Raw genomic sequence first — 19,116 nt, forward strand, 5'->3', positions numbered from 1 at the left:
ACGGTCGGAGGGACGGCGTCGACCGGCCTGACGCCGAGCACAGTCGGCTGCACATCCGGTCGATCGCGGCTGGTCGCGGCTGGTCGCGGTGGCGAGGACCGACGTGGGTCGTCCCGGTCGCAGGAAGCGGCGCGGACGGTACGCGCGCACCGGTGACGGGATGGTGCTGCCTGCGGTCAGCCGGTCCCCGCGGCCGGGCCGTGGCCGAACCGCGAGGCGTCCTCGGCCGTGGTGTCCCGGCGTGGTCGTACAGTGCGCAGCGAGAGTCTCCACGCTCCCCGGCCGGTGAAGCGTCTCCGTCGGCTTCGGCCACCGGACCGGAACCGACTTGGACGGGTCCCTAGGGCTCGCGGCTCCCCCGCGCCGGAGGTGAACCGCGCCTCCCACGAGTGCCCGGGACCCATCGGGAGCAGGTACTCACCGCTGTCCCCGTCGCGGACGGCGCGCGGGCGCCAGGAAGGCCCCGTCAACGACCGTAGGAGGACAGCGTGCTCACAGCGCACCAGTGGATCGACGCCCTCGGCCTGGAAGCCCACGTGGAGGGCGGGTACTTCCGCCGGACCTTCCAGACGGACCACCGCCCCCGGGTCCGAACACCTCATGGGGACCGCTACACGCTGACCTCCATCCACTACCTGCTCACCCACTGGTCCCCGATCGGTCACTGGCACCTGAACCGGTCCGACATCCTGCACTTCCACCACCACGGCGAACCCCTCACCTACCACCTGCTGCACCCCGACGGCCGCCACTCCACCGCCGTCCTCGGGCCGGACCCCGGCCGAGGACAGCTCCTCACCCTCGCCGTGCCGGGAGGCGTCTGGAAGGCCTCCCACCTCACCGCCGGCGACCACGCCCTGATCAGCGAAGCCGTCGCGCCCGGCTTCGACTACGCCGACATGACCCTCGGCCGGGCCGACGAGCTGCTCGCGCGCTTCCCCGCGCATGCCGAACTCATCCACCGCTACTGCCGCCCCACCCGGCCGAGCGAGGGCTGAGACGACCAGGAGGACGGGGTGGTGCGGCGAGCCCGCCGCACCTCGCTACCGCGAGGCCGGCGTCCAGTCCGCGACGAGGGCGAGGAGTCCGGGGAAGCGCGCGTCGAGGTCGTCGACGCGTACGTGGCTGCGCCGTTCCAGACCGTACTGCCGCTGCCTCGTGACGCCCGCCTCGCGCAGCGCCTTGAAGTGATGGGTGAGGGAGGACTTGGGACGGTCCAGGCCGAACCACCCGCAGGAGTGGTCGAACTCCTCCGACTCCAGGAGGAGTTTGCGCACGATCCCCAGGCGCAGCGGATCGCTCAGCGCCCCCAGCACCGTTTCGAGCCGCAGTTCGTCCACCGCCGGTTCGGCAAGGGGCTCCGGGAGCCCGGCAGGCTCCGGCAGCACCTTGATCGTGGTCACCGATCGCGCCGTCTCTGACATAGGCCACTCCTTATAACCCGAATCCTATGTACGAGTTGAATCGTACAACATGCTAAGTTCGACTTAACTCGTACATACCTCGACGGAGGAAACGCTCATGTCGGAAAGTCGAACGGTGCCCACGTACGCGGCGAGCGGGGCGCGGCACACCGAAGCGGCGCGGACGGCGCAGGGCTCGGGCCCGGCCACCGCCGCCCCGGCGCCCACCTGGTGGGTCTGGCTGGCCGCCTGGCCCGTCACCGCGGTGTTCATCCTGTCCAACGCGGCCACCCCGTTGTACGTGCTGTGGCAGAAGGACATCGGGTTCTCCAAGGGCACCCTGACCGTGATCTTCGCGTTCTACATCGTCGGACTGCTCGGGTCCCTGCTCGTCTCGGGCGTGGTCTCCGACCGGCTCGGCCGCAAGCCCGTACTCCTCCCCGCCCTCGCCCTCGGCGTCGCGGCATGCGTGATCTTCGCGACCGCCTCGTCGGTGGCCGCGCTGATCGTGGCCCGCCTGTTCACCGGCATCGCCGTCGGCGCCGTCGTCTCCGCCGGCATGGCCGCGGTGACCGATGTGGCCGGGCAGGCGCGCAAGCGCCTCGCCGCCCTGCTCGCCTCGTGCGCCATGGTCTTCGGCGCGGGCCTCGGCCCGCTCCTGGCGGGCATCCTGTCCGAGACGGCGCCCGCCCCCACCGTCACCGTCTTCATCGTCGAGATCGTGCTGCTCACGACCGCGATCCTCGCCGTGCTGCGCATGCCCGTACGTCGACCCACCGCACCCCCGAAGGGCGCCTGGGTCCGCATCCCGGGCGTACCCAAGGGCAACGGCCTGCAACTCGTCCTGGGTATCGCGGTGTTCGCCCCCGGCATCACCGCCACCTCGTTCGTCCTCTCGCTCGGCCCCTCACTCCTTTCGGGCCTGCTCGGCACCACCAGCCGGGTGGTGGCCGGGGTCATGGCCTTCGCCATGTTCCTCTCGGCCACCGGCGTGCAGTTCGCCGTCCAGAAGTTGCACCGCCGCACCATCCTGATCACCGGGGCGGCCGGAACCACCCTCAGCATGGCCGCCCTCGTCGTCGCCGTGCACTCCTCGTCGGTGGCCGTCCTCATCGCCTCCGCACTGCTGGCCGGCGCCGGGCAGGGGATGGGCCAGTTGGGCGGGCTCTCGCTCCTCAACTCCACCGTGCCGCCGCAGCGGCTCGCCGAGGCCAACGCGGCCCTCAATGTGGGCGGTTACCTCCCCGCCGGCATCCTGCCGGTCTCCGCCGGGTACCTGAGCGACGCCGTGGGCCTGACCGATGGGGCGACCGTCTTCGCCGCCGTCCTGACGGCCCTCGCCGTGATCGGCGGCCTCGTGGTGATCGGCACCCGCCGCCGGGCCCCCGAGCCCGCCTGAGCCCCTCGACCGCAGACCGCAGACCGCAGACCGCCGTACGGCAGTGCACCGCAGCCCCCTGCGGCGCACTGCCGTATGCCGGTACGGGCGGACGCCCCGAGCCGGCGCCCGGCGACACCGTCCGCCGTGCGCACACCGGACAGGATCGAGGCAGCCAAGCACGCGGCCGACGTGCCCGAGGCAGCCGAACGGGCCGGACTCCCCCGGTCAGCGGCTCATTCCGCTTCCGGGGCGGGTCCGGCCCGTTCGGCCACCGCCTTGCCCCGCACGGGGCCGGCGCCGGCGTCTCCACGAAGGTTCAGGGCAGCGGCCCAGGACACCCCACGGAGCTACCCGACTCGACGCCCCGCACCCCGCGCGCTTTCACCCGCCGGGAAATCCACTCATCACCGGGCAGACTGCCGCGCCTTCGGGGCGGACTGGATTCCGTGCAGAATGATCGAGCACACGGCGTTCAACTCGGTACGCAAGTCCATTTCTCCCTCTTTCTCCTGCGACCAGCGATAGAGCGTGCCCAGGTAGACGTCCCTGAACAGCAGCCCGACACGCAGAGAGTTGGTCTCACCGGGAATCTCGCCCCGCTTTCGCGCCGACTCGATCACACGTGCGAATATCTCGCCGGCGAACGGCTCTTCCTGCATCGGACGGCCGGCCTTCACCCAGGCCATCAACATGGCCCGAGTGACCTCCCGCTCCTCCTCGTTGATCTCGCACAGGACGCCCACACATCGCTCCAGCGTGGACTGGAGACACACCGGCGGCTCACTCTCCGCGCCGCCGAGGCCGAGCGTGAGCCGGACCCGGCGCCGCTCCCCCCAGGTCGTGATGAGATCCTCCTTCCGCTGGAAGTGGTTGAAGAAGGTGCCACGGGCCACATCGGCCTCTTCGGCGATCTCGTCGACGGAGGTGTGTTCATACCCCTTCACCGTGATCAATTTGATCGCGGATTCGTAGAGGTGATTCTTGACCCTCTGCTTATTGCGCTCGCGCCGTCCGGGGAGGGCCTGGGCAGAGGTGGCTGAGTCGGTCATTTTGTCCCTGCTTGCTTTTAAATGCACGAGCCTCGTGACCACGCATCGGGGCGCGCGAAGGCACGGCGGAACTCCACGACATGAGCCCACCTGAACTACGTGTACCACGATCTATCATTGGTCGCCAGTACACGGATCGGGTAGGGCGCGAAGAGGGGCCCCGGACGGCTGATACCCCCTCTCACTCCCCTCAGGCAGCATCGTCCGGATCCTCTCGCATCTGGGCCAGCAGCGCCTCGGTCAGGAGTGCGGCGCTCTCCTCCCCCAGCAACCGGTCGACCGGCACGTCGAGTCCGTGGTCCTTCCGCAGCTGCACCCTCAGGCGCGTGGCCATGAGGGAGTCGAGACCGTACGCACTGAGCGGTCGCCGGGCATCGATCCGCTCGGGCGACGTTCCGAGGAGTCGTGCCGCGCTCCGGACGAGGACGTCACTCCCGCCCATCGGTCGCCGGGGCGCCTCCCGCCCCGACGGGGTCGCCGCTTCACCCAGGGGAGGACCGGCGGGGAGCGGCCGGGGCACGGTGGTCAGGGAGCGCAGGGCGTCCGTCAGGGAGGACGCGATCCGGCGAGGCAGCCGGCTGCCGTCCTTGACCAGGCGGACGGCGAGTTCGGGAGCCCCCAGCAGCAGGCGGACGGGGTCGGCCGACGGGCGCTGGGGCCGCTCGGCCCGGCGCAGGCGGACGCCGAGGAATTCGGCGAGAAGGCGACCCTCGTCGTCGACGGCGACGACATCGGCCTGCACGGTCCCGACCTGCGTGCCCGGGGTACGTCGGGCGTGGACCCAGAAGTTCTCGGGGAGTTCGGCGCGGAACCGGACCCGCTCGAAGCCCACCGGAAGGTACGGGTCCGTCTGCGGCAGCGCCGCCAGGAGCGGGTGCAGGCAGATCTCCCAGCTCGCCTGGTGGAAGCCGTCCGGGCGGCGCAGCTGGGCGATCGCCTCGCCGTCGCGGGACCAGATGTGTCGCACCGCACGGAACGAGGGGTCCACCTCGTAGCCCCGTGCCTCCAATGCGCCGATGAACTCCCGTTCCGAACGGTAGGTGCGGCACTGGGCCAGAGCGGCGTCCATCGCGGCACGCGCCAGGGGCGGTTCGTCCTCGGTGAGGGTGCGTACGGAGGCCGTGAGGCACAGCTCGGCTTCGCCGCCCGCCTCGTCGGGCAGGGCGTGCACGGAGGCGGGGTGACCGCCTCGCACCGGTTCGCCCAGAACGGCCCGCAGCGTGACCGTCTCGTCGCGGCGCGCGGTGAGGTCCACGAACACCTCCCCGACACGCGCGTCCTCGACGACGATGCCCGTGCCCACGTTCCCCAGCCCGGCCGAGACGGCCGCGTCGTGCAGGATGCGCAGGTGGGTGGCGGGTGGGAGCGGCGCGAGTCCGTGGAGTCGTACGCCTGCGGCCCGCCGGTCCAGGACGACCTGCTCGGAGTGCCGGCCCGGCACGGAGGCCTCCCGGCCGGCCGGGTCCCGCCGTAGGTGCTCCTCGTCCCAGGCGTACGTGGGCAGTTCGACGGCCGGGGGCTCCGCGCGGAACCAGCGCGCCCAGCGCACCTGCCCGCCGTGGGCGAAGTATCGGCCCAGCGCCTGGGCCATCAGCAGGTGTTCGTCCTGGTGGCGTCGGGTGGACATGACCGTGGCCGACTCCTCTCCCAGGGTCCGGAGGGTCTCGCGCAGGGAGGTTTCGAGGACCGGGTGGGGGCTCACCTCGACGAAGACGTGGGACCCCTGTTCCGCCACCTGCCGGACCGTCTCGTGGAAGCGGACCGGTTCGCGCAGGTTGTCCATCCAGTAGGCGGCATCGAGATCCGGCCCCTCCACCGGCGCGGCACGCACGGTGGAGTACAGGGCGGTGCGGGGCGTGGCCGGGACGAGGTCGGCCAGGGCGTCGAGGAGTTCGGGCCTGATCCCTTCCATGGCGGGCGAGTGGGAGGCGACGTTCACCTGGACCGGGCGACTGAACACCCCTTCCTCGTCGAGGTGTCGACGTATGGCGTCGAGAGCCGCGCTCTCGCCGGCGAGGACGGTCGAACTCGGTCCGTTCTCGACGGCGACACAGACCGCTCCGGCCGTGGATCCGGCCACCCGCCGTGCCCGCTCCCCCGAGAGTTCGGTGGCCAGCATGCCGCCCTGCCCGGCGAGGCGCCGCATCAGCCGGCTGCGCCGGCAGATCACGGCCGCCGCCTCGCGCAGCGTCAGCCCTCCCGAGACACAGGCCGCCGCGGCCTCTCCCATGCTGTGGCCGAGGCAGAGGTCGGGCTCCACCCCCATGTCCTTCCAGTGCGCGGCGAGGGCGACTTCCATCGCCCACAGGGCGGGCTGGACCTTCTCCACCTCCACCGGGAACTCCTGGTGCGCCGAGGTGAGCAGGTCGATCACCGACCAGCCGGTCTCCTCCGCGATCGCCTGGTCGCATCGGCGCATGGCCTCGCGGAACGCGCCGGACGACTTCAGGAGCGCGCGTCCCATGCCCGGCCACTGGGAGCCCTGTCCGGGAAAGACGAAGGCCGTACGGCGAGCCGACCCGAAGCCCGCCTCGCCGAAGCCGGCCCGGTCGCCTTCCTGTCCGTCGGCCAGGGAGCGCAGGGCCTCGGCGAGTTCCTGGTGGTCGGCGCCGACCGCCCAGAGTCGATAGGTGTGTTGTTCGCGTCGGAGTGCGGCCGAGGCGCAGAGGTCCCAGAGGGGGAGGTCCCGGCCCGGGCCGTGGGGGCCGAGGAAGTCGGCGTACTTCAGCGCCATTTCACGTAGGGAGCGGTGCGAGCGGGCGCTCAGGACGAGCAGGTGGGTGGGGCGCTCCGGAGGGAGCTGGGTCGCACCGTGCTCCGCTCCGCGCTCCCGCGGGACGTGTTCCGCCACCACGACATGGGCGTTGGTGCCGGACAGGCCGAAGGAGCTGACGCCGACCACGGCCCGCTCCCCGGCCGGGTCGAGCGGCGTGTTGCCGGTCACGAGCTCTACGGGGCAGTCGTCCTCGGCGAGCAGCGGGGTCGGCGTGGTGACGTGCAGCGAGGCGGGGATCACGCCGTTGCGGACGACGAGGATCGACTTGATCAGACCCGCGATGCCCGCGGCGGCCTCGGTGTGTCCGATGTTGCTCTTGACCGAGCCGGTCCTGGTCCGGCGCCCGCTTCGGGGGCCGCTCTGCCGGAGGGTCTGGGCCAGAGCGCGCAGCTCGACGCCGTCGCCGACCGAGGTGCCCGTTCCGTGGGCCTCGACGTAGTCCAGGTCGGCGGGGCTCAGACCGGCGCTGCGGCAGGCGGCCTCCAGCATCTCGACCTGTCCGGCCACCGCCGGCTGCAGCAGGAGTCCGCTGGCCCGGCCGTCATTGGTGACGGCGCTGCCCGGCAGGAGCGCATGGACGCGGTCGCCCGCGCGCACGTCGTCGAGCCGCTTCAGCACGACCACACCCACGCCTTCACTGCGTACAAAACCGTTCGCGTCGGCATCGCCGAACTTGCAGCGGCCGTCCGGGGAGAGCATCGCGGCCTGCGAGTAGGCGATGGCGTCCTGCGGAGACAGGATGACGTTCACGCCGCCGGCGACGGCCACGTCGCTCTCTCCGCTGAGCAGGCTCTGCCGGGCCGCGTGGACCGCGACCAGGGAGGAGGAGCAGGCCGTGTCCAGCGTGATGCTCGGCCCGCGTAGGTCAAGGGCGTATGAGATCCGACCTGCGGCCATGGCCCGCAAGTGACTTCCGGTCACTTTGCGGAGCGACTGCGCGACCGTGCCGTCCTCACGGGCGTAGTCCGAGGTCGCCTGGCCGATGAAGACGCCGCAGCGACTGCCGGCGAGGGACGAGGGAATGATGCCGGCGTCTTCCAGCGCCTCCCAGACCACCGGCAGCAGCAGGCGGTGCTGGGGGTCCACCGAGGTGGCTTCCGCGGGGGAGATGCCGAAAAAGGTCGCGTCGAAGGCGAACGGATCGTCGAGGAACCCACCGTGCCGGGAGACGGTCCGCCCGGGCACCCCCGGCGTCGGGGAGTGCACCGCTTCCACGTCGAAGCGGTCACCGGGCACGGGGACGACGGAGTCCGTGTTGGCCATGAGGTTCCGCCAGAACTCGCCGACCCCCGCGGCCTGGGGGAACCGGCACCCCAAGCCGACGACAGCGATGGATATATCGGAATTTAACGCATTCACGAGAGAGCACACCTTCGGGATGAAGTAGGCAGAACCGCTGCCGTCGCTGATGGCACGAATGACATGGATGAGGGGTCCAGTGATCGAGAGTCTGATCCAACATTGGACTCAAGGTCAATTTTTTTGCCTCCGACACCCTTGACCCCGGACTCGATGTGACGTACGCCATAGATCATGGATCAAAAATGGTTGCTGGTATAACTTTGGTCTTGCGTAGACGGAAGAGGGGGGCAGCCGCTGCGATCCAGCAGGGCGGTGAGGTGCGTCGACGCGGCGAGCACCAGGAGGCGGGCCGGCGCGGGACGAGGCGGCACCGACATGCCCCCGCGGGGCGACACATCGCGGACCCCCAGCAGCATCACGACAGCCAGTTCACCCCCGGAACAACTGCGAAAGGGCATGTGAAGCCGATGAACGTGCTGGACGAAGGGATCGCCTCGTTCCCGCTGGAACAACCGGCCGTCGAAACGGTCCCCTCGGACCCGGAGCACGACGCATTCATTCAGGCCGTCACCCACGCCGAAGACATCGACGATTTCGACATGCGCCACCTACGGTATTTCCTGACCGTGGTGCGCGCAGGCACCGTTTCCGCCGCCGCGCAGGAGCTGCACATATCCCAGCCGAGCCTCAGTCAACAGATCAGGCGGCTTGAGCGCAGAATAGGGGCGCCGCTTTTCATCAGGAGTTCTCGCGGTGTCGAATTGACGGCGGGCGGTCGGGCGTTCCTGCGGGAAATCCAGAGCATCCCGGGCCAGTTGCGGACCGCCATCGCGGCGGCCACCCCGGCCCCCCACGCCTGGCCGGTCGGCGTGTGCGGCGGAGTGCCGGCCGAGGTGCTCGCTCAGGTGCAGAACGGTCTGGTCGGCTGCGCCCGCATCCGTCAGGACCCGGCGCGGCCGCGCCTGCGGATGCGCTCGGTCGGCACGGTGGACCAGCTCGAACTGCTGCGGCACGGCGAGATCGAGTTCGGCATCGTCCGACTGCCGTGCCCGGCGCCCCACCTGGTGCGGGCCGTCGTCTGGGACGAGCCGCTCGGGATCGTCATGCGCCCGGACCACCCATTGGCCGCGCACACCGCGCTGACCTGGGCCGACCTCGCCACGCAGCGACTGCTCTGGTACGAGCGCGGGTGCGCCCCCGGTTACGCAGAAACGGTGCCGATACAGCTCGCCGGTCTCGGCTGGAACGCCCGGCTGCACCCCATCGACCACGACCAGCAGGCCTTGTTCGTCCACGCGCTCCAGACGACCGCCGACCTTGTGGCACTGCGCCCCAGACTTGCGGTCCAGGGCGACCCCCAACTCGCCTGGCGCCCCCTGCCGGCCGGCGTGGCCCCGCGCGAGCGGCTCGCGGTGACGGCTCTCGCCGGCAGTCGCGCGGCCCACGTCCTCCGCCGCGTCGCCGCCCGACACGACTGGCCCTACCTCCCCTGACACCCGCGGATTCACCACATACCGGCGGATGGCCCGGAGCTCCCCCCAGCTCCGGGCCATCCGCTTTTCGCTGTCTCCAGGCGCCCCTTTTTCATCCCGCCAGTCCGTTCTTTTCCACGGGTCGGTCAAATGCGGAGTCATAGGCTCCGAGTTATGGCAGCCACGCCCTTTCCGTCTTGGACTCGAACGACCTTCGGTATCTAGTCTTCAGAACGTGAAAGCGGCCCGGTTTCACCGCCACGACACGGACCGAAGTCCTTGCGTGAACACCACGAGAATTCGGGACGCACATCGGCTGCATCAACCGTTCATCTCCGGCCTTTCGATCCGGAGGAACCGAAAGGAATCAGGGAAAAGTGATCTCGACGAAGCTGACGGAACTCCTGGGAATCGACCATCCGGTCGTGTCCGCGCCGATGGGTTCCGTCTCCGGCGGACGCCTCGCGGCCGCCGTGACCGAGGCCGGGGGTCTCGGCCTGGTGGGCGTCAGCTACGGAGACCCGACCTTCATCGACGAGCACGTGGCCCACGCCGCCGAGCGCGGCGGTGTGTGGGGCGTCGGCTGTGTCATGTTCACCTTCGACGAGCGACCCGGCCTGTGGGACAAGGTCCTCGGGTACGCGCCGCCGGTGATCGCCCTCTCCTTCGGCGACGCGGCGCAGGTCCGTCGTTACGTCGAGTCCGCCGCCCGGAGCGGGGCGCAGGTGGTGGTGCAGGTGCACGACACCGAGCAGGCTGCGGTTGCCCTCCAGGCCGGCGCCTCGGTACTCGTCGTACAGGGGTCCGAGGCGGGCGGCCACCACAAGACGCAGTCCACGCTGCCGCTCGTCCCGGCCGTCCTCGACATCACCCGGGGCACCGTCCCGGTGGTGGCGGCCGGCGGGTTCGCGGACGGCCGGGGCCTCGCGGCCGCGCTGGCGCTGGGCGCCGACGGCGTGATGATGGGCACCCGGTTCGCCGCTACCGAGGAGTCCCTGGCCACCCCGGGCTTCAAGACGACGCTGGTGTCGGCGTCGACCACCGACACCGTCAACACCCGCGCCTTCGACGTGGTCCGCGGTATCCCCTGGGACACCGTCTACCAGGCCCGGTCGGTGGGCAACGACTTCACCCGCACATGGACCGGACGCGACGCCGAACTCGCCGCCCGGCGCGCGGACGTCGAGCCCGAGTGGGTCGCCGCCGTGGCTCGCGACGACACCAGCCAGCGCGCGATGTTCGCCGGCGAGGTGCTCGACCTCGTCCAGGACATCCAGCCGGCCGCGGCCGTGGTGCGCGGCACCGTCGCCGAGGCCGAGGCGGTGCTCGCGCGCCTCGCCACCCTCACCGCCTCCTGACCGTCCCCCACGCCCCGTCCCCCCACACCCCGTCCCCGCCTCCCCTCCTCAACTCCTCCCGGAGATCTCATGATTCACATCCTGACCCTCACCTACCTGGCCGCGCCGGACGTGGTCGCCGCGCACCTTCCGGAGCACAAGGCCTGGCTGCGCGACCACGCGGACAAGGGACGCATCCTGCTGAGCGGCCCCCGCCCGGACGGCGGCGCCGTCATCGTGACGGCCGACCTGGACGACACCCAGGTCCGCGAGCTCGTCGAGAGCGACCCGTGGCACCTCCTGGGGCTCGTGTCCTACGGGCTGACCGCCTTCGAGGCGCGCCGCACCAGCCCGGGCGTCGTGACGTCGCCCGAGCCGGACGCCGGTGTGCTGCTCATCAACGTGGCCACCACGAACAACGCGGCCGAGACCGTGGACACGCTCGCCTCCGCCGTCGAGCACGTCGCCGCCACCGCCGACGGCTTCCTCGGCTCCCGCCTGCTGACCAGCGTCGAAGGCGACGCGGTGATCAACCTCGCGGCATGGTCGGACGAGCAGCGGTTCGCCGCCATCTTCGACGACTCCGAGTTCAGTCGCCGCTACAAGGCCTTCGCCGAGACGACGACGGGGGCCAAGTTCCGGCTCTACCGCACCAGCCGGGTCATCACGCCCGCCCGCTGAGCGCCCCCCACCCCTTCCCACCCGCCCTTCCCACCGGCCAGGAGCCACTTTGTCCACCTCAGCCACCACCGGTACGTACGACCTGGTCGTCGTCGGCTTCGGCGCCGCCGGCCTCTCCGCCGCCCTGTCCTACGCCGAGGCCACCGACGGCCGCGCCACTCCCACCCGCATAGCCGTGCTCGAACGGGCCACCCAGGAGGAGCGCGGTGGTGCGACCCGCTGGACCGGCGCCTTCCTGCGGATCACCCAGGACCGGCGTCTGGACACCGACTGGGCCGAGCACATGGGCCGGGTCTCGGGCGGCCTCGCCGATCAGGAGTACTGCCGCACCGTCGAGCGGGAGACCCCTCGGACCTTGAGCTTCGTGGAGAAGCACGGCGTCGAGATCGCCTTCGAGGACTTCCCGCTCCCGCACACCTTCGACGGCGGCGCCCCGTCCATGACGCCGCCCGCAAGCCCTCGGGGCGGCGGCGCCTCGATCGTCGAGCACCTCGGTTCCGCCCTGGAGAACGACCCGCGCGTCGACATCCGGTACGAGACGGAGGCGCTGCGCCTGACCACCGGGGAGGACGGCACCGTCGACGGTGTCGTGGTGCGCGGCGCCGACGGTCGCACCCAGCGGCTGAGCGCCCGTGCGGTGGTTCTGGCGTGCGGCGGCTTCCAGGGCAACACCGAAATGCTCACCCGCTACGTCGGCGACCGCGCCTGCGACCTGCCCCTGATCGCACCCGGCATCGCGAACAACCGGGGCGACGCGCTGCGCATGGCGCTGGAGCTCGGCGCGGACACCGCCGGCCAGTTCGACGGGATCCACGCCGAGCCGGTCGACCGCCGCACCCGGCAGGCCGACGCGGTGCTGTACGGATTCAGCACCGGCATCTTCGTCAACGGCCGTATGCGGCGCTTCTTCGACGAGGGCCGCGACACCTGGGACAACACCTTCGAGCACGTCGGTTACGAGATCTGGAAGAACCAGGACCAGGAGGCGTACTGGATCGCCGACGGCAAGACCCTCACCATCCCCGGCATCATGAATTCGCTGCTCAGCGACGTGCCGCCGGAGCAGGCGGACACCCTGGAAGGTCTCGCGGGCAAGCTCGGCATCGACGCCGAGGGCCTTACGGCGACCGTCGCCGAATTCAACGCCGCTGTCGGACCTGGGGAGTTCGACCCGTTCGTCCTCGACGGCAAGAGCACCGTCGGCATCGAGCCGCGCAAGTCCAACTGGGCCACGGCCCTCGACACCCCGCCGTTCATCGGCGTCCCGGTGACCGCCGCCATCTGCTTCACCTACGGCGGCGTCCGCACCGACCTGGACGGACGCGTCGTCACCCCGTCGGGAACCGCCATCCCCGGCCTGTACGCCGCCGGTGAGGCCACCGGGCTCTTCTACCACGCCTACCCGCCGGCCACGTCCGTCCTGCGCTCGCTGATCTTCGGGCGTCTCGCGGGCACGCACGCCGCCGTCCAGCAGTCCCTCTGACCCGAACTCTCATCAGTTTCCCGGAGGATCCATGCGTACCGTCAACATCGATGTCACCCTGCGCGACGGGGGATATCGCAACGGCTTCAACTTTCCGCTCTCCTACGCCCTGCAGCACGCGAAGCTGAGCGTGGAGGCGGGCTTCGACTGGATCGAGATCGCCTACCGCAAGGGCTCGTTCCTGCCGATGCCGGACCTGGGGCTCACCGGCCGTGGCGACGACGACTACATCGCCGCGATGGCGCGGGAGGTCGGTCCCGAACGGATCGCGATGATCCTCCACCCGAAGAACATCACGGACGACGACCTGCCCGCGATGTACGCGGCGGGTGCCCGGCTCGTACGGATCATCCTGCCGGCCCAAGGGTACGAGGCGGGGCTGGCCCGCATCCGGCAGGCCGAGGAGCTCGGCTTCACCGTCGGCGTCAACTTCGCCCGGATCAGCCAGTGGCCGGGGCGGGACGTGGTCGAGGTGGCGACGGCGGCCACGGACGCGGGCGCGGAGTTCGTCTACCTCGCCGACTCCAACGGGAGCCTCTCCCCCGTCGACACCACCGACCTCACGACGCTGACCAAATCGGTCACCGGCCGGCCGGTGGGGCTGCACGCCCACAACAATCTGGGGCTCGCCCTCGCCAACGCCATCAGCGCCGTCGCGGCGGGCGCCACCTGGATGGACTCCTCGATCCAGGGCATGGGCAAGGGCCCGGGCAACCTGATCGCCGAGCAGTGGCTGGCGCACCTCGACCGGACCGACGCCGAGGCCGCGGGCCGGCTCCACCTGGGGCCCGCCCTGGAACTGGCGGAGCTGCTGCTCGACACGATCCCCGAGGGCGCCCCGTCGCTTCCGCTGCCCGACCTGGTGCTCGGCCGCTACGACCTGTCCGTGGAGCACCGCAAGAACCTGCTGGGCGACCACCGGGAGGGCATCGCCACCGCGCGCACCCTCGCAGCGGTCCGGTGACGCACACCGCACTGCCCGTGGCGACGGCGGTCTTCGGACCGGAGGCCGCCGTCGCCACGGGGCACGCCCTCGTCCTCGCCCCCGTCACGCCCAGCTGGGACGAAGGCGCGTTCTTCGCCCCCGTCATCGAGGTCCTGGCCGGTGCCGGGCTCCGGGTGACGGTGGCGGACACGCTGTCACTGTGGGACGAGACGGTGGACTCGATGGCCGCCTTCACCGCCCGCTGGCGCGAACTGTTACCGGGCTTCGGCCCCGTCGACCTGCTCTGCGGGAACGCGCTCGGCGGCGCTGTGGCCCAGGCGCTGCTCCCCGAGGCCGGTCCGGCCACCGCCGCCCTGCTCGTGTCGGGCCCCACCCACACGGACGCACCCCTGGAGGCCCGGCTCGGCGAGATCGCCGACCTGGCCGCCTCAGGCCGCCCCGGCGAGGCCCTGGCCCTGCTCAACCGGCGCGTGCTGCCCAGCGGTTCGGCCTCGGAGCGGGACCTCGGCCCGACGCCGGACGCCGATGAGGCCGCCGGCCGGAGACTGGCCGCCGGGATGCGCCTCCTGCGCGGCATCGACCTCTCGCCGGCCGTACTGGCCCACCCCGGACCGCTGCTCCAGATCGTCGGAGACCGGTCCCAACTCGTCACGCGGCGGCACGTCGCCGCCGCGCCCCACCACGAGGTGCACGTCGTCCCCGGGACGGGCATGCGCCCCCATTTCGAACAAGCCGCACATGTGTCCGCCCTGATCCGGGCGTTCCTGCGGGAGAAGGGACTCCAATGAAGAGCGTCGCGGTCCTTCCGGGCGACGGGATCGGCCCCGAGGTCGTCTCCGCCGCCCTCGACACCGTCGAACGGCTCGGCCTGCCCCTCGACCTCCGCTTCGGGGAGATCGGCTGGGAGTGCTGGCGCCAGGAGGGTGACCCGGTGCCGCAGCGCACCTGGAAGCTCCTGGAGGAGACCGACACCTGCCTGCTCGGCGCGATCACCAGCAAGCCGCTGCGCGAGGCCGAGGCCGAACTCGCGCCCTCGCTGCGGGGCCGGGGGTTGACGTTCGTATCGCCGGTCGTACAGCTGCGCCAGCGGCTCGGTCTGTACGCGAACATCCGTCCCGTCACCGACCTGGACCACGGGCGGTTCGACTTCACCGTCATCCGGGAGAACACCGAAGGGCTGTACGCCGGCCTCGACTTCCACGGGCTGGACACGGCGCTGTGGAACGCGGTCCGCCACCACCCGAACGCCGAGGCGTCCGGCGCCGAGGACACCAGTGTCACGCTGCGGCTGCAGACCCGGTTCGGCATCGACCGGCTGCTGCGCTTCGGCTTCGCCTACGCCGAGGCCCACGGGCACCGGCTGCTCACCCTCGTGGACAAGCCGAACGTCCTGCGCAACAGCAGCGACCACCTGCGCAGGCGCCTTGAGGTCATCGCGCGGGAACACCCCGGGATCGAGACCGAGATCCTCAACGTGGACGCCGTCGCCCTGTGGATGGTGCGTCGGCCGGAGCGGTTCGGCGTCCTGGTCGCCGAGAACATGTTCGGCGACATCCTCTCCGACCTCGGCGCGGGCGTCATGGGCGGGCTCGGCCTCGCGTCGAGCGGCAACATCGGCGACCACGGCAGCTACTTCGAACCGGTCCACGGCAGTGCTCCCGGCATGGCGGGCCAGGGCAGGGCGAACCCCATGGCCATGCTCCTGACCGTGTCCCAGATGCTCGACCACCTCGACATCCCCGTACCGGCCGAGGAGTTGCGCAACGCCGTACGGGCCGTCGCCCGGGCCCGTACGACGGTCACCTACGATCTGGGCGGCAGCGCCGGCACCCGACAGGTGGCCGAGGCGGTCACCCGCCAACTGAGGGCGCAGCAGGGCCGGTCGGGGACCGATGCGGCACCGGGCAAGGTGCCCGAGGTACCGGACGACATCGTGGACCGGCTGGCCCGGCTGGACACCGCGTCGGTCTCGGACGCACTCGACAGCCTCGGCGTCGGCGGCGTCCTGGCGGGGATCGCCCCGCGCGTGCCGGGAACCCGGGCGGCGGGACGCGCGTTCACCGTCACCTACCAGCCGGTGGGCGCCCGCGCCGACCAGGGGTTCCGCAACGCGGCCAACTACCTGGACGACGTACCCGAAGGTTCGTTCGTCGTGGTCGACAACGCGGGCAGCACCACCTGCACCAACTGGGGCTCGCTGCTGACGGCGCTGGCCCAGCGGCGCGGAGTGCGTGGCACCGCCGTGCACGGTTCGGCCCGCGACATCTCCGAGATCCGGGCGGCCGGCTACCCGCTGTTCAGCACGGGCACCACGATGGTCAGCGGCAAGAACCGCGTGGAACTGGCGGCGACCGGCAGGGACGTCGCCGTCGGCGATGTCACCGTGCGACCCGGCGACATCGTCGTGGCCGACGACAACGGGGCGCTGGTCGTGCCCGCCGCGCACGCCGCCGAGGTCGCGGACCGGGCGGAACGCGTCGAGCGGACCGAGGCGGCGATCGCCGAGGCCGTCGCCGGCGGGCTGCGCCTGGACGAGGCCCGTCGGCGGTTCGGGTACGCCGACCCGTGGAGCGTCCGCGCCGAGCGGCCCACCCCGTCCCATGCCTGACCTCGCGCAACGCGTGGTGGACGTCCACTATCACGCCGGGCCGGACCTCTATCGGCGCCGGCTGACCTCCACCGGGGCAGGCCTCGCGTACGCGGCGGCCGGGGGCTGGGTGGTGCTCAAGAGCCACCTCAGCTCCACGGCCGCACGCGCCTGGGAAGCCCGTCAGGACGGGCTCCCCGTCTCAGGCTCGGTCGTGCTCAACGACCTGGCCGGGGGCGTCGTGCCGCGCGTCGTGGAGCAGGCCGTCTACGCACACGGACCGGACAGCCCGGCCCGGCTGGTCGTGCACCTGCCCACGCTGGTCGGCCCCTCCCACCCCTCCAGGCTGCGGCGCGCCGCGTTCCACCCCCGGCTCGACGCCGATCAGTGGCGCGCGGAGCCGGTGGTGGACTCCGAGGGGCACCTCGCCCGGGGCGCGAGCGACGTGCTGCGCGCCGCCCGCGACCTGCCGGTCGTCGTGGCGACCGGGCACTGCGACCGGGACGCGACCCTGCGGGTGATCGACGAAGCGGTACGGATCGGTACGCCACGCCTGTTGCTCACCCACGCCACCCACCCGATGTCGGGGTTCACGCCCGCCGATCTCGCGGAGCTGGCCGATGTGCCCGGGCTGTACGTCGAACTCACCGCGTTGACGCTGCTGTTGGGTCATCGTGACGCCCGACACCTGGGCGACGTCGTGCGGGCCCACCCCCGGGTGGTGTTCAGCTCCGACCTCGGTCAGCCGGACCAGCCGGACGTGGCGGGCTGGCTGGCCGCGAGTGAGCAGTGGTTCGAAACAGCGGGCCTGACGGCACAGCAGATCACGGCGATCACTCGGTCCGGCCCTGCGGAACTGCTGACGCCCTGAGGGTGCGGGCCGACCGCACCGCGGCCCTGCTCCTCCTCACCGTCAACGGGGTCGCCGCCGGGCTGCGCCACACCGGCTGACGCACCCGCACGGCCTCGCCCGAGGCCACCACCTCGCCCGAAGCCACCGGCACGCCCCGCAGCCCCCGTTACCCAAGGAGTCCGCCGTGACAGTCGTCCACCGCACCCCCGGCCCTTCGCGCCGGGGGGTGCTGCGCACCGCGCTCGCCACCGCGGCGGCGATGTCCGCCCCCTTGGCCGGTTTCACGTCGGGCGTCGCACACGCCGCGGACGACCCCGCCACCTCGGTCCACCGTTCACGGCACATCGGCGCGCTGAGCGACCAGTCGGCCGTGCGCACGCTCGCCCTGGGCGACACCCGGCTCACCTACGTCGTCGACGCGGCCATGGAACTGGACCCCGCCGGATTCCTGCCCGCCGTCCCCGCCTCCTACTGGCGCGACCATCCCGAGGCACTGACCGGCTCCGGGCGGATCGCCGCCTCGGCGGGCGGTGTGCTCGTCGAGCGGGGCGGCCGGAGGCTGCTGATCGACGTGGGCCTGGGCGGCAACGTCCTGCCCGCGTCGCTCGGTACCTCCCGGGGCGGGGCGCTGCTGAGCACCCTCCGCGCGCTGCGGGTCCCACCGGCGTCCGTCGACACGGTGGCCTTCACCCACCTGCACACCGACCACACGGGCCTCGGGTTCGTCCGGGACCGCGACCACGTGCCGCGCAAGGCGTTCCCCCGCGCCGACTACCTGGTGGCGGGCGCCGAGTGGGTCCCGTTCTGGCGGGGTGACGTCCCTGTGGGGGCGCCGTCCTGGGACGGTTTCATGGTGCCGATGTCCCGCGCGTCGCGGCGCTTCGCCGACGGCGCCGAGGTGTGGCCCGGCGTCACCGCTCTGATCACCCCCGGCCACAGCCCCGGCCACACCACGTACGTGGTCGGGGCCTCCGCCGGGCGGCGGATCCTGGTGTTCGGCGACGCCTTCCACACTCCGGCCCAGCTGACCCACCCCGAGTGGCCCTCCGGCCCCGACACGGACGTCGCCGGCGTGCTGAAGGCCCGTACGAAGCTCCTGTCCCAGTTGCTCGCCCCCCGCACGTACGGCTTCGGCTTCCACTTCGGGGACCAGGCCTTCGGCCGTGCCGTACGGGACCGTGCCGGAGTGGTCCGGTGGCACCCGGTACCGGCCCGCGAGCTCCTACCCGCCCCGATCCGCCTCCCCTGACCACGCCCGCGACACCGGACCCCGTCCGCGGAGCGGGTGCCGGAGCACGGTGGCGGTGGCGCCGACGGCTCACGTCACGGTTGGTACGGTCGCCGCCCCCCAACTGTGCGACCGTCCGCAGCGACCGCTCCGTGTGCCTGTCGCCAAAGCCGCTCCCGCCCGTGGTTTCGTGCCGCCAGGTGCGCCGCACGGCCGGCAGCACGTGGTCGTGCCGGCCGTGCGGTGCGGCAGCCCGCGCGGGGACCGGTGCCGCTACGGGGCCGCGGGGATCAAGACGGGCCGGCCCGTGACGACGACGGTGAAAACGCTTCCGGGGGGACCGGGAGGGCCCGCAGGTCCGGCTACTCCCTGGGGTCCGGCGGGCCCGGCTGATCCCGGGGTGCCGGCCGGGCCGGGGACCCCCGGAGCGCCCTGGGCTCCCGGAGGACCGGGTGCTCCGGCCGGTCCGGGAGGTCCGGGGAGCCCAGGAGGTCCGGGAGGTCCAGGAGGAAACGGAGGCTCTCCGGGGTGGGGGTCGCACGACTCGGCCCGTGGCCGCCCCTCGGCGCATTCGTCGTGCTGCGGAGGCGGATTTACCGTCAGGTACTGCGCGTCCGA

General features: G+C 71.8%; 14 protein-coding genes. 11 read left to right on the forward strand and 3 right to left on the reverse strand.

The annotated features are described in order from the left end of the window. The first annotated feature begins 488 nt into the window (after positions 1 to 488). Positions 489 to 998 (forward strand): cupin domain-containing protein, encoded by a 510-nt coding sequence (locus tag ACWG52_RS04635; RefSeq protein ID WP_453127887.1) that lies wholly within the window; start codon positions 489 to 491, stop codon positions 996 to 998. Between the two features lie 45 nt (positions 999 to 1,043). On the opposite strand, the gene ACWG52_RS04640 is transcribed toward ACWG52_RS04635, so the two are convergent. Further along, a complete protein-coding gene (locus ACWG52_RS04640; RefSeq protein WP_389811300.1) occupies positions 1,044 to 1,424 on the reverse strand; it encodes an ArsR/SmtB family transcription factor in 381 nt (126 codons plus the stop codon). A 97-nt stretch (positions 1,425 to 1,521) separates the two neighbouring features. Here ACWG52_RS04640 and ACWG52_RS04645 point away from each other — a divergent pair, with 97 nt between their 5' ends. Beyond that, complete coding sequence (locus ACWG52_RS04645) at positions 1,522 to 2,802, forward strand: MFS transporter (protein ID WP_390140842.1); 1,281 nt, start codon at positions 1,522 to 1,524, stop codon at positions 2,800 to 2,802. Positions 2,803 to 3,188: 386 nt separating this feature from the next. On the opposite strand, the gene ACWG52_RS04650 is transcribed toward ACWG52_RS04645, so the two are convergent. Further along, the gene (locus ACWG52_RS04650) at positions 3,189 to 3,833 is read right to left on the reverse strand and encodes a TetR/AcrR family transcriptional regulator (RefSeq protein WP_389811294.1); all 645 of its coding nucleotides are present in this window, start codon (positions 3,831 to 3,833) and stop codon (positions 3,189 to 3,191) included. Positions 3,834 to 4,023: 190 nt separating this feature from the next. Continuing rightward, the gene (locus ACWG52_RS04655) at positions 4,024 to 7,980 is read right to left on the reverse strand and encodes a type I polyketide synthase (RefSeq protein WP_453127890.1); all 3,957 of its coding nucleotides are present in this window, start codon (positions 7,978 to 7,980) and stop codon (positions 4,024 to 4,026) included. Between the two features lie 398 nt (positions 7,981 to 8,378). On the opposite strand from ACWG52_RS04655, the gene ACWG52_RS04660 reads away from it, so the two are divergent. From ACWG52_RS04660 to ACWG52_RS04700, 9 genes are all read left to right on the forward strand, one after another. Further along, complete coding sequence (locus ACWG52_RS04660) at positions 8,379 to 9,404, forward strand: LysR family transcriptional regulator (protein ID WP_390140838.1); 1,026 nt, start codon at positions 8,379 to 8,381, stop codon at positions 9,402 to 9,404. A 356-nt stretch (positions 9,405 to 9,760) separates the two neighbouring features. Further along, positions 9,761 to 10,741, forward strand: coding sequence for an NAD(P)H-dependent flavin oxidoreductase (locus ACWG52_RS04665; protein ID WP_390169212.1), 981 nt, complete (start codon positions 9,761 to 9,763; stop codon positions 10,739 to 10,741). 69 nt (positions 10,742 to 10,810) lie between these two features. Further along, on the forward strand, positions 10,811 to 11,401 hold the full coding sequence (locus ACWG52_RS04670) for an antibiotic biosynthesis monooxygenase (protein WP_328961261.1): 591 nt from the start codon (positions 10,811 to 10,813) through the stop codon (positions 11,399 to 11,401). A gap of 49 nt (positions 11,402 to 11,450) precedes the next feature. Beyond that, complete coding sequence (locus ACWG52_RS04675; protein WP_389811282.1) at positions 11,451 to 12,884, forward strand: FAD-binding protein; 1,434 nt, start codon at positions 11,451 to 11,453, stop codon at positions 12,882 to 12,884. A 31-nt stretch (positions 12,885 to 12,915) separates the two neighbouring features. Next, on the forward strand, positions 12,916 to 13,848 hold the full coding sequence (locus ACWG52_RS04680; protein ID WP_389811280.1) for a beta/alpha barrel domain-containing protein: 933 nt from the start codon (positions 12,916 to 12,918) through the stop codon (positions 13,846 to 13,848). Next, a complete protein-coding gene (locus ACWG52_RS04685; RefSeq protein ID WP_453127894.1) occupies positions 13,845 to 14,618 on the forward strand; it encodes an alpha/beta fold hydrolase in 774 nt (257 codons plus the stop codon). The genes ACWG52_RS04680 and ACWG52_RS04685 overlap by 4 nt, the downstream gene beginning before the upstream one ends. Then, positions 14,615 to 16,438: an isocitrate/isopropylmalate family dehydrogenase gene (locus tag ACWG52_RS04690; protein WP_390140832.1), complete on the forward strand. Its 1,824-nt coding sequence runs from the start codon at positions 14,615 to 14,617 to the stop codon at positions 16,436 to 16,438. Before ACWG52_RS04685 ends, ACWG52_RS04690 begins: the two co-directional genes overlap by 4 nt. After that, positions 16,431 to 17,288: a DUF6282 family protein gene (locus tag ACWG52_RS04695; protein WP_389811274.1), complete on the forward strand. Its 858-nt coding sequence runs from the start codon at positions 16,431 to 16,433 to the stop codon at positions 17,286 to 17,288. The genes ACWG52_RS04690 and ACWG52_RS04695 overlap by 8 nt, the downstream gene beginning before the upstream one ends. Positions 17,289 to 17,454: 166 nt before the next feature. After that, positions 17,455 to 18,519 carry an MBL fold metallo-hydrolase gene (locus ACWG52_RS04700; protein ID WP_389811272.1) on the forward strand — a complete coding sequence of 355 codons (1,065 nt, stop codon included), beginning with the start codon at positions 17,455 to 17,457 and terminating at the stop codon, positions 18,517 to 18,519. The last annotated feature ends 597 nt before the right edge of the window (positions 18,520 to 19,116 follow it).

The sequence above is a fragment of the Streptomyces sp. CLCI03 genome (genome assembly GCF_053615355.1).